This window comes from Pseudomonas sp. NEEL19 (assembly GCF_028751975.1).
In the GTDB taxonomy this organism is placed as follows: domain Bacteria; phylum Pseudomonadota; class Gammaproteobacteria; order Pseudomonadales; family Pseudomonadaceae; genus Aquipseudomonas; species Aquipseudomonas juntendi.
The window spans coordinates 3,472,859-3,488,335 of record NZ_CP081491.1; the positions used below are offsets into that span (position 1 = coordinate 3,472,859).

Genomic DNA, 15,477 nt, shown 5'->3' on the forward strand with positions numbered 1-15,477 from the left:
GAGCGTTTCGATGAGTGTCGATGAAAAGCGTATTCGCGAATTTGCCTACCAGATCTGGGAGTCAGAAGGTAAACCCGCCGGCCAGGAAGACCGCCACTGGGAAATGGCCCGCAAGCTGGCCGAGGCCGAGGCCCTGGCGCCCAAAGCCGCACCGCGCAAGCGGGCCCCTGCCAAACCCAAGCCGGCAGCCGAGCCCAAGCCGCCGGCCGAACCCAAGGTAGCGGCACTGCCGGGGGTTAAACCCGCGGCGGCGAAGAAACCAAGGGCGGTCAAAAAGCCAACTGCCGGTTAAACCGGTTTCGGCCACTTCGCGGCCTGCCCGCTCCCCCATGATCGCCACACGGCTGGCGGTCGTGGTTGCTTCAGGGGGACCGGGCGCCACCGAGAGGGCACCTGGGCAGCACTGCATCACTTCCATACCTTCCACCACGGCCATTTGAGGATTGCCATGAGCCCCCGTACCCCGAAGAAAACCCGCTCGGTTGCCCCAACCCGCATCCGCGAAGGCCAACCCTTTCCCCTCGGCGCCACCTGGGATGGGCTGGGCGTCAACTTCGCCCTGTTTTCGGCCAATGCCACCAAGGTCGAGCTGTGCCTGTTCGACTCCACCGGCGAGCATGAGCTCGAACGCATCGAGCTGCCCGAATACACGGACGAGATCTACCATGGCTACCTGCCCGATGCGCACCCTGGCCTGGTGTATGGCTACCGCGTCTATGGCCCTTACGAGCCGCAAAACGGTCACCGCTTCAACCCCAACAAACTGCTGATCGACCCTTATGCCAAGCAGCTGGTCGGCGAACTGAAGTGGTCCGAGGCCCTGTTTGGCTACACCATCGGCCACCCCGACGACGACCTGTCGTTCGATGAACGTGACAGCGCCCCCTTCGTGCCCAAGTGCAAGGTGATCGACCCGGCCTTCACCTGGGGCCGTGACGAGCGGGTCCAGGTACCCTGGGAGCGCACCATCCTCTATGAGGCGCACACCCGCGGCATCAGCATGCGCCACCCCGCCGTGCCGGAGGAGCTGCGCGGTACCTTCGCCGGCTTGGCCAACGACGAATTGCTCAAGCACATCAAGGACCTGGGTGTTTCCAGTATCGAGTTGCTGCCGATTCACGCGTTCGTCAACGACCAGCACCTGCTGGACAAGGGCCTGAACAACTACTGGGGCTACAACAGCATCGCCTTTTTCGCCCCCCACCCGCGCTACCTGGCCAGCGGCAAGATCGCCGAGTTCAAGGAGATGGTCGCGCACCTGCACGACGCCGGGCTGGAGGTGATTCTCGATGTGGTCTACAACCACACCGCCGAGGGCAACGAGCGCGGCCCGACCCTGTCGATGCGCGGTATCGACAACGCCTCGTACTACCGCCTGATGCCGGATGACAAGCGCTACTACATCAACGACTCCGGCACCGGCAACACCCTGGACCTGAGCCACCCCTGCGTGCTGCAACTGGTCACCGACTCGCTGCGCTACTGGGCCGGCGAAATGCACGTGGACGGCTTCCGCTTCGACTTGGCGACCATCCTTGGCCGGTACCATGACGGCTACAGCGAGCGCCACGGCTTCCTCGTGGCCTGCCGCCAAGACCCGATGCTGAGCCAGGTCAAACTGATTGCCGAGCCATGGGACTGCGGGCCAGGCGGCTACCAGGTGGGCAACTTCGCCCCAGGCTGGGCCGAATGGAACGACCGCTTCCGCGACACCGTGCGCGCCTTCTGGAAAGGCGATGAAGGCCAGCTGGCCGACTTTGCCGCGCGCATGACGGCCTCAGGCGACATGTTCAACAACCGTGGCCGCCGGCCGTACTCCTCGGTGAACTTCATCACCGCCCATGACGGTTTTACCTTGCGCGACCTGGTGTCGTACAACCACAAGCACAACGAGGACAACGACGAGAACAACCAGGACGGTACCGACAACAACCTGTCGTGGAACTGCGGCGCCGAAGGGCCGACCGAAGACCCGGCCGTGAACGCCCTGCGCATGCGCCAGATGCGCAACTTCTTCGCCACTTTGCTGCTGGCCCAGGGCACGCCGATGATCGTGGCGGGCGACGAGTTTAGCCGCACCCAGCACGGCAACAACAATGCCTACTGCCAGGACAGTGAGATCGGCTGGATCAACTGGGACCTCGACGAGGAAGGCAAAGAGCTGCTGGCCTTCGTCAAGCGCCTGACTCGCCTGCGCCTCACCTACCCGGTACTGCGCCGCTCGCGGTTCCTGGTTGGCGATTACAACGAAGCGATCGGGGTCAAGGACGTGACCTGGCTGGCGCCGGATGGCGGCGAGATGACCGTGGAGCAGTGGGAAGACCCGCACGGCCGCTGCCTGGGCATGCTGATCGATGGCCGCGCGCAGGTCAGCGGTATTGCCCGGCCCGGCGCCGAGGCAACCGTGCTGCTGATCGTCAACTCGCACCATGATGTGGTGCCGTTCAAGCTGCCGACAGTACCGGATGGCGATCACTGGAACTGCCTGATCGACACTGACCGGCCCGAACTGCGCAAGGGCCAGCACCTGCAGTTCGACAGCACCTTCGAGGTAAAGGGGCGCTCCATGGTGTTGATGGTGTTGCAACGCGAAGACGAGTGAACCGGGTAGGCGCGGTGGGCAGTGCCCGCCGCGGCCTCTTCAGTGCATGTGAGATCGAGCGCCGCCCACGCGGCGCATCGTGATGCTTTGCTCGCTCCGTTTGTTTCGGGCCAGTTATGCCTGTGGAATTTGCGCGCGAACGCCCTGGCGCCCACCACGATATCGCGTCGTAAAAACAAGGCGGTCGCGCGCGTCCGGCACAGGCAATACTGGCCCGAAACAAACGAGCGGGTTCACCCGCGAAGGGGCCGGGCCTGCTGGCCAATATCTCCTGGGTATTCACCGTTGCCGCCACCACCGTATTCGTGGCTAAAGCCACTCCTACATTGGGCGGTGGTGCCCCGCCCGATGTAGGAGCGGGTTCACCCGCGAAGGGGCCGGGCATGCTGGCCACTATCGTCTGGGCATTCACCATTGCCGCCACTACCGCATTCGTGGCTAAAGCCACTCCTACATTGGGCGGTGTACCCCGCCCGATGTAATCGGGTTCACCCGCGAAGGGGCCGGGCATGCTGGCCAATATCTTCTGGGCATTCACCGTTGCCGCCGCCACCGTATTCGTGGCTAAAGCCACTCCTACATTGGGCGGTGGTGCCCTGCCCGATGTAATCGGGTTCACCCGCGAAGGGGCCGGGCATGCTGGCCAATATCTTCTGGGCATTCACCGTTGCCGCCGCCACCGTATTCGTGGCTAAAGCCACTCCTACATTGGGCGGTGGTGCCCTGCCCGATGTAATCGGGTTCACCCGCGAAGGGGCCGGGCATGCTGGCCAATGTCTTCTGGGCATTCACCGTTGCCGCCACCACCGTATTCGTGGCTAAAGCCACTCCTACATTGGGCGGTGTACCCCGCCCGATGTAATCGGGTTCACCCGCGAAGGGGCCGGGCATGCTGGCCAATGTCTTCTGGGCATTCACCGTTGCCGCCGCCACCGTATTCGTGGCTAAAGCCACTCCTACATTGGGCGGTGGTGCCCTGCCCGATGTAATCGGGTTCACCCGCGAAGGGGCCGGGCCTGCTGGCCAATGTCTTCTGGGTATTCACCGTTGCCGCCACCACCGTATTCGTGGCTAAAGCCACTCCTACATTGGGCGGTGGTGCCCCGCCCGATGTAGGAACGGGTTCACCCGCGAAGGGGCCGGGCCTGCTGGCCAATGTCTTCTGGGTATTCACCGTTGCCGCCACCACCGTATTCGTGGCTAAAGCCACTCCTACATTGGGCGGTGGTGCCCCGCCCGATGTAGGAGCGGGTTCACCCGCGAAGGGGCCGGGCCTGCTGGCCAATGTCTTCTGGGTATTCACCGTTGCCGCCACCACCGTATTCGTGGCTAAAGCCACTCCTACATGGGGCGGTGTACCCCGCCCGATGTAGGAGCGGGTTCACCCGCGAAGGGGCCGGGCCTGCTGGCCAATGTCTTCTGGGTATTCACCGTTGCCGCCACCACCGTATTCGTGGCTAAAGCCACTCCTACATTGGGCGATGGTGCCCCGCCCGATGTAGGAGCGGGTTCACCCGCGAAGGGGCCGGGCCTGCTGGCCAATGTCTTCTGGGTATTCACCGTTGCCGCCACCACCGTATTCGTGGCTAAAGCCACTCCTACATGGGGCGGTGTACCCCGCCCGACGAGCGGCTTTAGCCGCGAAGCGCCGCGCGGGCGGCGCTCGATCTCACAACCGCCGCATATGCTGCGGCAAACACGCCGCCACTGCCCGAGCGTGGCGCTAGCAATCATTCTTCATAGCGCCCTCGCGGGAAATAGCGAACGCCGCTATAGCCGCACAGTTTTTCTTTTGAATCAGCGCTTTGGTCACCCCCACAAAAGGTGAACGGGCCTTTCACGTTTTCTTGACGCAAGCCCTCCCCTCTCCTTAGCTGAAGATTACCGAGCAGTAAAAATCTCGCGCCGAGCCTCTAGCGCGCGCCTTTGGGCGCGTGTGCCGAAGCGGGCGTGCTGGTTTGGGTCGCCCTCTGTTTTGCCGTACAGCCTGTGACAACAGACCAGGTCCTCAAGCTGTACTTCACAAGAGCAAAGGAGACCCGCCATGAAAACCACTTCGAGCCCCGTGCGCATCGACCGTCTTTTCTACGCGGTTTCCACGTCGCTGCTTCTGGCAACCCCGGTGGAAACGTTCGCGTATGAGTGGTCACAGCTTTATCCGCCCCTACCCCGCAACGGCACACAAGCGCCCGAACCCCTCGCAGCGCCCGACCAGCAGCTGATGACCGGCCCCGAGCTGTTCGTGCGTGCAACGCCAGCAGGCGAGGTGCAACGCGCCGGGAGGGTGGTCGGCCATAACAACCTGCAAGGCAGCTTCAATGGCATGCGCCAGCTGTTGGGCGACAAGCCGCGCAATGCTACGCAACTGAGCGGGGAAAGCCTGGGCATGTACTGGAGCATGGCCCACGCACAGGGCTGGCACCTGGATGCCGTGGCCGTGGGTTCGCGCATCGAGGTGGATGGCGGGGGTGACACCGGCCAACGGCCGGGCGACAGCGGCCACGCGATGACTTTCTCGGTGGAGGGCGGCTATCCGATCCCCCTGGCTGGCAGTTGGGTGATCGAACCCCAGGCGCAATTGATGAACCAGCAGTTCTTCCCCGGTAGCCAAGGGCAGCACGCAACCCGGCAGGCCTTCGACAGCCAGCCCAGCTGGAGCGGCCGCGTCGGCGCCACATTGTCCGGGCGCTATGAAATGCGCGGCATGCCCCTGGAGCCTTATGTGCGGACCAACGTGTGGTATGACTTCAGCAACCCTGACGAAGTGAAGCTGGAACAGGTCGACAAGATCTCCAGTTCGCGCTTTTCGACAACGGTGGAACTGGGCCTGGGGCTGGTGGCGCGGGTAACGCCCTCGGTGGCCATGTTCGTCAGTGCCGACTACAGCAGCGATGTGGATGGCAATGACCTCAATGGGCTGATTGGCAGCCTTGGGGTGCGCATGCGATGGTAGCCTGCGCTGGCCCTGGCGCCGGCAAACCAGCGACGGGGCCAGCACAGCAGATGCATCAGGCGGGCTTCATCACCAGCACACCCAGCGGGGGCAGGTTCAGGGCCAGCGACTGCGGCTGGCCGTGGCTGGCGATGTCTTCGCTGTGCACCAGCCCAAGGTTGCCGACATTGGAGCCGGCGTACATCTCGGCATCGCTGTTCAACAGCTCCTGCCAGCGCTCGCCGAACGGCACGCCAATGCGGTAACCCTCACGCGGAACCGGAGTGAAGTTGGCGACCACCAGCACGGGTTCGCCACTGCTGCTCCAGCGCAGCCAGGCAAACACGCTGTTCTGCGCATCGTCACCGATCAGCCACTGGAAGCCCTGTGGCTGGCAGTCCTGCTCATGCAACGCCGGGACTTCGCGGTACAGGCGGTTGAGGTCACTCACCAGGCGCTGCACGCCTTGGTGCTCAGGGTACTGCAGCAGGTACCAGTCCAGCTGGCTATCGTGGTTCCACTCCCGCCACTGGCCAAATTCGCAGCCCATGAACAGCAGCTTCTTGCCGGGGTGGGCCCACATGAAGGCCAGGTAAGCGCGCAGGTTGGCGAACTTCTGCCAGCGGTCGCCGGGCATCTTGTCGATCAGCGAGTGCTTGCCGTGTACCACTTCGTCGTGGGAAATGGGCAGGATGAAATGCTCGGAGTAGGCATACACCAGGCCAAAGCTCATCTCGTTGTGGTGGTGGGCACGGTGGACCGGGTCGTTCTGGATATAGTGCAGGGTGTCGTGCATCCAGCCCATGTTCCATTTGTAGGCAAAGCCCAGCCCGCCCTGCTCGATCGGCTGGCTGACCCCGGGCCAGGCGGTGGACTCCTCGGCGATGATCAACGCCCCCGGCGCCTCATGGGCCGCCACACCGTTGAGGTGGCGAATGAAGTCGATGGCCTCGAGGTTTTCGCGCCCGCCGTGGCGGTTGGGCACCCACTCGCCGGCCTTGCGCGAATAGTCCCGGTACAGCATCGAGGCCACCGCATCGACGCGCAGCCCGTCGATGTGGAAATGCTTCAACCAATGCAGCGCAGAGGCCATCATGAACCCGCGCACCTCATTGCGGCCCAGGTTGTAGATCAGCGTGTTCCAGTCCTGGTGGTAGCCTTCCAGCGGGTTGTCGTACTCGTACAGGGCCGTGCCGTCGAAGCGCGCCAGGCCATGTTCGTCTGTCGGGAAGTGCGCCGGTACCCAGTCCAGCAATACCCCGATGCCGCCCTGGTGGCAGGCATCGATGAAGGCGGCGAAGTCCTCGGCACTGCCGTAGCGCGAGGTGGGGGCGAACATCGACAGTGGCTGGTAGCCCCAGGAACCGCCGAACGGGTGTTCCATGATCGGCAGCAGTTCAATATGGGTGAAGCCCAGCGCCTGCACATACGGCACCAGGCGCTCGGCCAGTTCCCGCCAGTTGTAGTAGCGCCCGACCTCGCCGGCCTCGTCCATTTCGCAGCGCCAGGAGCCGGGGTGCAGCTCATAGATCGACAATGGCGCGTTGTACGCATGGCGCTGCGCCCGTTGCGCCATCCAGTCGTGGTCTTGCCAAGCATGGCCCAGCTCACCCGCTACCTTGGACGCCGTGCTCGGCGGCAATTCGGTGGCGCGGGCCAGGGGGTCGGCCTTCAACGGCAGGATGCCATCCTTGCCGAGCACTTCGAACTTGTAGGTTTCACCTACGCCCAGCCGTGGGATGAACAGCTCCCACACCCCGGCACCATGGCGCAGGCGCATCAGGTGGCGGCGCCCATCCCAGTTGTTGAAGTCGCCCACCACCGATACCCGCCGGGCGTTGGGGGCCCACACCGAAAAGCACACCCCGTCGACGCCCTCGACCTGCACCGGCTGCGCGCCGAAACGCCCGGACAGGTCGCGGTGGTTGCCCTCGGCAAACAGGTGCAGGTCCATGTCGCCTAATTGCGGACCGAAGCTATACGGGTCCTCGGTCACCTGCTCGCCACCGGCCCAGCCGATCTGCAGCAGGTAAGGCTGTGCTGTATCGAGGTGCGCGGAGAACAAGCCTGGCAGGCTGCCCTGCGCCATTTCGGTGAGGATGCGCCCGTCTTCGCGGGCAAGAATGCGCACATTCAGGGCGCTGGGCAGGAAGGCGTTGACCACCTGCCCGCCAGCGCCGTCGTCATGGGGGCCGAGTACCGCAAATGGATCGGCGTGTTCGGCGCGGGCCAGGGCGTCGAGGTCCCGTTGCCGAAGGCCGCCGTTTTCACGCGTTGTTACGTTCATTCTGACTCTCCCCAGGTACTGATCAGTCCATGCAGGCCATGCAAAGGCACGGCCAGCCAACTCGGCCGGTTCTCGGCTTCATAAGTAATTTCGTAGGCCGCCTTTTCCAGGCAGAAAAGCTCCAGCGCAGCGCGCTCGCCTTCCGCCTGCTGCCAGGCGTGGGGCATGGCAGCGGTGGCCAGGCCGTATGCCTCGATAAAGGCATGCCGCGACTGGTGCAGGTACTGCCGGGCCACCCGTTGCCGGGCCTGCCGAGCCGCCTCGGAAAGGTCCACCGTAGACGCGCCGCGCAAGATCATCGCAGCAGCATAGTCGAACGACCGCAGTACGCCGCTGACATCTTTGTAAGGGCTGTGTTTGGCCCTGCGTTCTTCCAGGGGTCGGGCCGGCTCACCCTCGAAATCGATCAGGTAGGCATCACCCTGCACCACCAGCACCTGGCCCAGGTGCAAGTCACCGTGCACGCGCATCAGCAAGCCGCCCTCGGCCTGCTCGGCCAACTGGCGAACATGCTCGACCAGGCCATCACGCTGTTGCTGCAGGTCATCGACCAGCGCCTGGCTGTCGCGGTCCAGGTGATCGCGGTGCTGCGCCAGCAGGTCGAGGGCATGGGTCAACTCGGCACTGATCTGGGTCACCCAGCGTTCGCGGTCGTGGGCATCGCTGGGCCGCGGCTGGAAGGCCGGGTCATCGGTGGGTGCTGCCAGCAACACGTGCATCTCGCCCAGGCGCTGGCCGAACAAGGCGGCGAAGGCTGTGAGTTCGGCCAGGGCGTCGGTATGTGCCTCGGTATCCGAACGGGTGGGCTCCATCTGGTCACGGATGGCGCGCTCAAGCGTGTTCTGGGTCCAGGCCCAGGCATCGCCCTGGTTGCTCAGGTAGCCTTGGGCGATCATCAGCAAGTGCGGTGCTGCCTGCGCATCCACACGGCTGACCCAGGCCAGCAATGGCGAGATATTGGCAAAGCCGGCAGCGGTCAGGTACGCGCTCATTTCCAGCTCCGGGTGAATGCCCGGGTTGACCCGGCGGATCAACTTGAGCACCACACGGTCGCCGATGACCACCGAGCTGTTGGACTGTTCGGCGCTGAGGTAGCGCACCTGGCTTTCTTCACTCAGCCCCAGGCTGGCCAGTTGCTCGGTGCAGTCGAAACGCAGCTCGCCTTCAGCGGCGCCGCACGCCAGCCGCGTGCTTTCCTGGCACGCACGCAATACGGCGCGGATGAACGGCTCGAGCACGAACGCATCGGTAATCAGACCCACCTGATGGGCCCGGCGCACCCGGGACAACGCCAGTTGCTGCGGCAGCGCACTGTTGATCTGCTCCTCGGGCAGCAGCCCGAACGGCAATTGATAACGGGTGGCCACGCCGTCGCTGAGCACTTCGAGCTCGCTGAGCAATACCGGTGTAGGGGCGGTGCCGAAACGCACGCCATAACACAGCCGCACCTTGTCTATGGGCCCTTCCTTGCCCGCGAACCAGCGCCGTTTCGGCAGGTACTGAGGCAGGATGTTGGTTTGCAGGGTATCGCTGGCAGGCGCCGCCAGCAGTTCTTCCATGCGTTTGCGCAATACCAGCGTAATCAATTCGGGTAACCCCTCGGTAGGCTGGGCGTGCCAGCTGGGCATACGGTCGTGCGAAGCCAGCAGGAACCAGTAAAAGCCATAGGGTGGCAATGTGAGCAGGAACGGCAGGTGGCCGATCGGCGGGAAGGCACTGCCGCCGAGCATCTCCACCGGTACTTTGTCGGCGTACTGTGACAATTCCAGTTCTGCCGCCTGGGCGGCGCGGGAAACGTTGGCCACGCACAGGATGACCTCGGTGTTGCCATCGGTATCGGTGTATTCGCGAATGTAGGCCAGGATGCGCCGGTTGCTGGGGCTCAGCGTGCGCAGCGTGCCACGGCCGAAGGCCTTCTGCTGCTTGCGCACCGCCAGCATGCGCCGGGTCCAGTTGAGCAGCGAGTGCGGGTCGTGGCTTTGTGCCTCGACGTTGACCGTCTGGTAGCCGTACAACGGGTCCATGACCGGGGGCAGCACCAGGCGCTGTGGGTCGGCGCGGGAAAAGCCACCATTGCGGTCCGGCGACCACTGCATGGGCGTGCGCACGCCATCGCGGTCGCCCAGGTAGATGTTGTCGCCCATGCCCAGCTCGTCACCGTAGTACAGCGTGGGCGTGCCGGGCATCGACAGCAGCAGGCTGGTGAGCAGTTCGATGCGCCGGCGGTCACGCTGCAGCAAGGGCGCCAGGCGCCGACGGATACCCAGGTTGATGCGCGCGCGGCGGTCTTCTGCGTAGTAGTTCCACAGGTAGTCGCGCTCGCGGTCGGTGACCATTTCCAGGGTCAACTCGTCGTGGTTGCGCAGAAAGATCGCCCATTGGCAGTTGGCCGGGATCTCCGGGGTCTGGCGCAGGATGTCGGTGATCGGGAAACGGTCTTCCATGGCCAGGGCCATGTACATGCGCGGCATCAACGGGAAATGAAAGGCCATGTGGCATTCGTCGCCGTCGCCTTCGCCGAAGTACGGGCGGGTGTCCTCCGGCCACTGGTTGGCTTCGGCAAGCAGCATGCGGTCTGGGTAGTTGGCATCGATCTCGGCGCGAATGGCCCTGAGCACCCCGTGGGTTTCAGCGAGGTTTTCATTGTTGGTGCCATCGCGTTCGATCAGGTAAGGGATGGCGTCCAGGCGCAGCCCGTCCACGCCCAGGTCGAGCCAGAAGCGCATAACCCCGATTACCGCCTTGAGCACCTGCGGGTTGTCGAAGTTGAGGTCTGGCTGGTGCGAGTAGAAGCGGTGCCAGAAATACTGGCCTGCCACCGGGTCCCAGGTCCAGTTGGACTTTTCGGTGTCGAGGAAAATGATGCGGGTGCCATCGTACTTCTGGTCGTCATCGGACCATACGTAAAAGTCGCGTGCCTTGCTGCCGCGTTTGGCGTGGCGGGCGCGCTGGAACCAAGGGTGCTGGTCGCTGGTGTGGTTGATGACCAGTTCGGTGATGACCCGCAGGCCACGCTTGTGCGCCTCGGCGATGAAGCGACGGGCATCGGCCATGCTGCCGTAGTCCGGGTGCACGGCCTTGTACTCGGCGATGTCATAGCCGTCGTCGCGCCGCGGCGAAGGATAGAACGGCAGCAACCACAGGGTGTTGACGCCCAGCTCGGCAATGTAGTCCAGCTTGCTGATCAGGCCGGCGAAATCACCGATGCCATCGTTGTTCGAGTCGAAGAACGACTTGATGTGCAACTGATAGATGACAGCGTCCTTGTACCACAGCGGGTCGTCGATGAAGGCTGCCGGGCGGGACCGCTTGGCCATGGGTGACTCCTTGCATGTCTGTGGACCGTGTTGGCTGGCGTTGCGGCTGCCGTGCAGCCTATTTGCCGGCGATGGGCCGCAAGGCGGCCCGGTACCTATGCCCTAACCGGCCTTTTCGATACGCCAGATGCCGAATGGTTGGTGCCAAGGTTCGATGCGCATGAACTGGGTCTTGCCGTACCACGACCAGCGGTGACCATTCATCAGGTCTTCACCCTGGGTTTGGGCGTTGTCATCGAGCCCCAGCTCCCACAGCGGCAGCTCGAAGTGCGCCTCCTGAGCGTTGTGCGGGTCTAGGCTGATTGCCACGAGGATGTAGTTGTCGCGCTCGGGCGTACGCTTGGCGAAGTACAGGATGTTGTCGTTCCAGCAGTTGAAGAACGCGACGCCGAGGTGGGTTTGCAAGGCCGGGTTCTGCCGGCGGATGCGATTGAGCTGGGCGATCTCGGCAATGATGTTGCCGGGCTGGCTGAAGTCGCGCGGGCGCAGCTGGTATTTCTCCGAGTCCAGGTATTCCTCCTTGCCTGGCAACGCGGCGCTTTCGCACAGTTCGAAACCGGAATACATACCCCACAACCCTGAGCCCATGGTCGCCAATGCTGCACGAATGAGGAAACCGGCACGGCCGGAGGTGTGCAGGAAGAACGGGTTGATGTCGGGGGTATTGACGAAGAAATTGGGGCGGTAGCACTGGCTCCATGGCGGCTGGTTGAGTTGCTCGAAAAATTCGCGTAGCTCTTGCTTGGTGTTGCGCCAGGTGAAGTAGGTGTAGCTTTGCGCATAGCCGACCTTGCCCAGGCGCGCCATCATGGCGGGCTTGGTGAACGCCTCAGCGAGGAAGATCACCTCCGGGTACTGGCTGCGCACATTGGCGATCAGCCATTGCCAGAATGGCAGCGGCTTGGTGTGCGGGTTATCGACGCGGAACGTCTTCACGCCTTCCTCGACCCAGCCCACCACCACATCGCGCAGCGCCAACCAAAGGCTGGGTACTGCTTCAGGGGCATAGAAGTCGACGTTGACGATGTCCTGGTATTTTTTTGGCGGGTTCTCGGCATAGCGGATGGTGCCGTCCGGGCGCCAACTGAACCAGCCCGGGTGCTGCTTGAGCCAGGGGTGGTCCTGGGAGCACTGGATGGCGAAGTCGAGCGCAATTTCCAGGCCGTGCTCGGCAGCAGCAGCCACCAGGCGGCGGAAGTCTTCGCGGCTGCCCAACTGCGGGTGAATCGCTTCGTGGCCACCCTCTGCACTGCCGATGGCATACGGGCTACCCGGGTCACCCGGCTCTGCCGTGAGCGCATTGTTGCGCCCCTTGCGGTGCTGCAGGCCAATAGGGTGAATGGGCGGGAAGTACAGCACGTCGAAGCCCATGTCACGGATCATCGGCAGCCGCTGGTGCACATCGTTGAAGGTGCCATGGCGCTGCGGGTCATCGGTGATCGAGCGTGGGAACAGTTCGTACCAACTGGCGAACTGCGCAGCCGGGCGGTCCACATCGAGCGGGAATTCGCGGCTGCGGGCCAGATAGCTGCGGTGCTCGGCCTCGGCCATCAGCCGGGCGGTGCGCGGGTCCAGCAGCAGTGCCACCTGGTCGTCACTGCCCACCTCCGCCAGGCGCTGCAGCACGGCCTCAAGCTCGTTGCGCACGGCGCCATCGCACAGGGCAATGCCCTGGCCGAGCATCAGCCGCCCCTCTTCCAGCTCCAGCCTGACCTCGACGCCAGCATGGTACTTTTTTTCCAGGTCGTGGCAGTACGTGGCGAACGGGTCGATCCAGGCCTGGATACCGAACACGTGCGGCCCCAGCTCGGTGGGGGTGAACTCGGCCAGCCACAGGTCGTTGCCCGCCGACTGCATCGGCACCGAGTGCCAGCGCTGGCTGTGCGCCGGGCGCCAGTTGAGCACCACGGCCAGGCGGTCGTGGCCATCGCTGTAGACCTTGCTGCTGACGGCAACCGGTTGACCACTGATGGCCTTGGCGGCGAAGGTGCCGGCGTCGAGCACCGGCTGGGTGTCCTCGATCACGATGCGTGGGGCCAGCAGCGCCTGGGCCAGGCTAATGGCCTGGTCAGGATGATCGTTGGCCATTGGCACGCTTTCAAAAAGCTCGTTTCGTGACATCGACCTTGCTCCCTCAGGCTGGTGGCGGTAAGGGTTCAGAGCCGGGCGCGGGCGTGAGGGTTCAAAAAAATTGAGCGAATCGCAGCTGGCCGAAGTCCAAGCCTGCAGTACCTCTTCAAACCACCCACGCGAGGTCAGGCCATGAACATTCCAACACCACCGGAAACCCCCGATCCGAACATCGACGACCCGAGCTTGCCGCCGCCCGTGCCGGAGCAAGACCCGGACGAGCTGCCGGTCAAGCCAACCGAACCGCCGACGGTGGGCGACCCGCCGAACCAGGAACCACCGGTGAAAGCCTAAGGGTAGACCAGGTTACCGACCTTGCCGCCTGCAAGGTCGGTGCAGGCGGGCAACTGCCGGTGCGGGTGAACCAGACAGCCTCGTCCGTCAACCCGCGCCATCGGCGCAGAATTCGGCGATGCTGATCTCGCGCATGCGAAACTTCTGCACCTTACCGGTTACCGTCATCGGGTATTCGTCTACGAAACGGATATGCCGCGGCACCTTGTAGTGGGCGATGCGGGCCTTGCACCAGCATTGCAGCTCTTCGGCGGTGGCCGTGTGGCCAGGGTGCAACTTGATCCATGCGACGATCTGCTCGCCATAACGGCTGCACGGAATACCGATCACCTGGGCGTCCGCCACTGCCGGGTGGGTATAGAAGAATTCTTCCAGCTCGCGCGGGTAGATGTTCTCGCCACCGCGAATGATCATGTCCTTGTTGCGCCCCACGATCCGCACGTAGCCGTGCTCGTCCATCACCGCCAGGTCACCCGAGTGCATCCAGCCGGCAGGGTCGATGGCTGCCGCGGTACCCTCGGGGTTGTCCCAGTAGCCGAGCATCACGCTGTAGCCGCGGGTACATAGTTCGCCGATCTCGCCGCGCGAAACGATACAGCCGTCAGCGTCTACCAGCTTGTTTTCCAGCTGTGGCTGCGTGCGACCAACGGTGGTAACCCGTAGCTCCAGCTCATCCTCTGGCCCGGTTTGCAGCGAAACCGGGCTGGTTTCGGTCATGCCATAGGCGATTTGCACCTCGGCCATGTGCAACTGGTCGATCACCCGGCGCATTACTTCGATCGGGCAGGTAGCCCCTGCCATGATGCCGCTGCGCAGGCTGGAAAGGTCCACCTGGGCGCGTAGCGGGTGGTCGAGCATGGCGATGAACATGGTAGGCACGCCATAGAGAATGCTCGCACGCTCTTCGGCCACGGCACGCAGGGTGAGTTCGGCATCGAAGGCATCGTTGGGGTAGATCATGGTGCTGCCGTGGGTGATGCAACCCAGGTTGGCCATGACCATGCCAAAGCAGTGGTAAAGCGGCACCGGGATCACCATGCGGTCGCGCTCGCCCAGGCCCAGGCTTTCGCCGACCAGGAAGCCGTTGTTGAGGATGTTGTAGTGGCTCAGCGTGGCGCCCTTGGGTGCACCGGTAGTGCCGGAGGTGTACTGGATATTCACCGGTTGGTCGAACTGCAGCCCGCTTTGGCGGGCCAGGTAGGCTTCGCTCGAGGTTTGCCCGGCCAGCCCGGCCAGGGCTTGCCATGCCATGAAACCGGCCGGCGGGTTGGCTGCCAGGCTGATGACCCCGCGCAGCTCGGGTAGGCGCTGGCTGGCCAGTGCGCCCGCGGGGGCGCTCGCCAGCTCTGGCACCAGCGCCTGAACCATGGCGTGATAATCGGAGCCTTTGAAAGCATCGGCGCAAACCAGCCAGCGGCACCCGGCCTGGCGCAACACGTATTCCAACTCACCCACCCGGTAGGCCGGGTTGATGTTGACCAGAATCGCCCCGACCTTGGCGCTGGCCAGTTGCAACACGCACCATTCGGCGCAGTTGGGTGACCAAATGCCCAACCGGTCGCCGCGGTTCAGGCCCAGCGCCATCAAGGCGCGGGCACACGCGTCGACCTGTTCGGCCAGTTGCCGCCAGCTGTAGCGCACGCCCTGGTGGCGCGAAACCAGGGCTTGGCCATCGGCGCAACGCGCCACGGTGGCGTCAAAGGCCTGGCCGATGGTCTGGGTCAGCAACGGCTGGTCCTGGCGGCCGCGGGTATAGCTTGGTTGACTCATGGGTGTCCCTTCTTGTGGTTGTTCTGGGCACGGCTGAAGCAAGCGGAGATACTCTGGCGCAGATTTACGTTTACGTAAAGGTGACGATCAGATTGACACCCGGCCTAAGCCAGGTTTACGTTAACGTAAAGGTGATGAACAACAC

At 63.8% G+C, this 15,477-nt stretch carries 10 protein-coding genes; 6 read left to right on the forward strand and 4 right to left on the reverse strand.

Annotated elements, in window-relative coordinates; translation table 11 throughout:
- Positions 1-10 precede the first annotated feature (10 nt).
- From K4A76_RS15430 to K4A76_RS15450, 5 genes are all read left to right on the forward strand, one after another.
- Positions 11-292, forward strand: coding sequence for a DUF2934 domain-containing protein (locus K4A76_RS15430; protein WP_029886657.1), 282 nt, complete (start codon positions 11-13; stop codon positions 290-292).
- 156 nt (positions 293-448) lie between these two features.
- Positions 449-2,602: a glycogen debranching protein GlgX gene (glgX, locus tag K4A76_RS15435; protein ID WP_274410631.1), complete on the forward strand. Its 2,154-nt coding sequence runs from the start codon at positions 449-451 to the stop codon at positions 2,600-2,602.
- A gap of 509 nt (positions 2,603-3,111) precedes the next feature.
- Positions 3,112-3,297 (forward strand): hypothetical protein, encoded by a 186-nt coding sequence (locus K4A76_RS15440; RefSeq protein WP_274410632.1) that lies wholly within the window; start codon positions 3,112-3,114, stop codon positions 3,295-3,297.
- Between the two features lie 194 nt (positions 3,298-3,491).
- Positions 3,492-3,677 (forward strand): hypothetical protein, encoded by a 186-nt coding sequence (locus K4A76_RS15445; protein ID WP_274410633.1) that lies wholly within the window; start codon positions 3,492-3,494, stop codon positions 3,675-3,677.
- Positions 3,678-4,646: 969 nt separating this feature from the next.
- Positions 4,647-5,555 (forward strand): autotransporter domain-containing protein, encoded by a 909-nt coding sequence (locus K4A76_RS15450; RefSeq protein WP_274410634.1) that lies wholly within the window; start codon positions 4,647-4,649, stop codon positions 5,553-5,555.
- Positions 5,556-5,610: 55 nt separating this feature from the next.
- Here the strand turns inward: K4A76_RS15450 and glgB are convergent, their stop codons facing one another.
- From glgB to K4A76_RS15465, 3 genes are all read right to left on the reverse strand, one after another.
- Positions 5,611-7,821: a 1,4-alpha-glucan branching protein GlgB gene (gene glgB, locus K4A76_RS15455; RefSeq protein ID WP_274410635.1), complete on the reverse strand. Its 2,211-nt coding sequence runs from the start codon at positions 7,819-7,821 to the stop codon at positions 5,611-5,613.
- Entirely contained in the window at positions 7,818-11,138 is a 3,321-nt protein-coding gene (gene treS / locus K4A76_RS15460) for a maltose alpha-D-glucosyltransferase (RefSeq protein WP_274410636.1), read from the reverse strand. The genes glgB and treS overlap by 4 nt, the downstream gene beginning before the upstream one ends.
- Positions 11,139-11,240: 102 nt before the next feature.
- A complete protein-coding gene (locus K4A76_RS15465; protein WP_274410637.1) occupies positions 11,241-13,259 on the reverse strand; it encodes an alpha-1,4-glucan--maltose-1-phosphate maltosyltransferase in 2,019 nt (672 codons plus the stop codon).
- Positions 13,260-13,400: 141 nt separating this feature from the next.
- Here K4A76_RS15465 and K4A76_RS15470 point away from each other — a divergent pair, with 141 nt between their 5' ends.
- Positions 13,401-13,562 carry a hypothetical protein gene (locus tag K4A76_RS15470; protein ID WP_009686375.1) on the forward strand — a complete coding sequence of 54 codons (162 nt, stop codon included), beginning with the start codon at positions 13,401-13,403 and terminating at the stop codon, positions 13,560-13,562.
- Positions 13,563-13,649: 87 nt separating this feature from the next.
- Here the strand turns inward: K4A76_RS15470 and K4A76_RS15475 are convergent, their stop codons facing one another.
- Positions 13,650-15,332 carry an AMP-binding protein gene (locus tag K4A76_RS15475; RefSeq protein ID WP_274410638.1) on the reverse strand — a complete coding sequence of 561 codons (1,683 nt, stop codon included), beginning with the start codon at positions 15,330-15,332 and terminating at the stop codon, positions 13,650-13,652.
- Positions 15,333-15,477 lie beyond the last annotated feature (145 nt).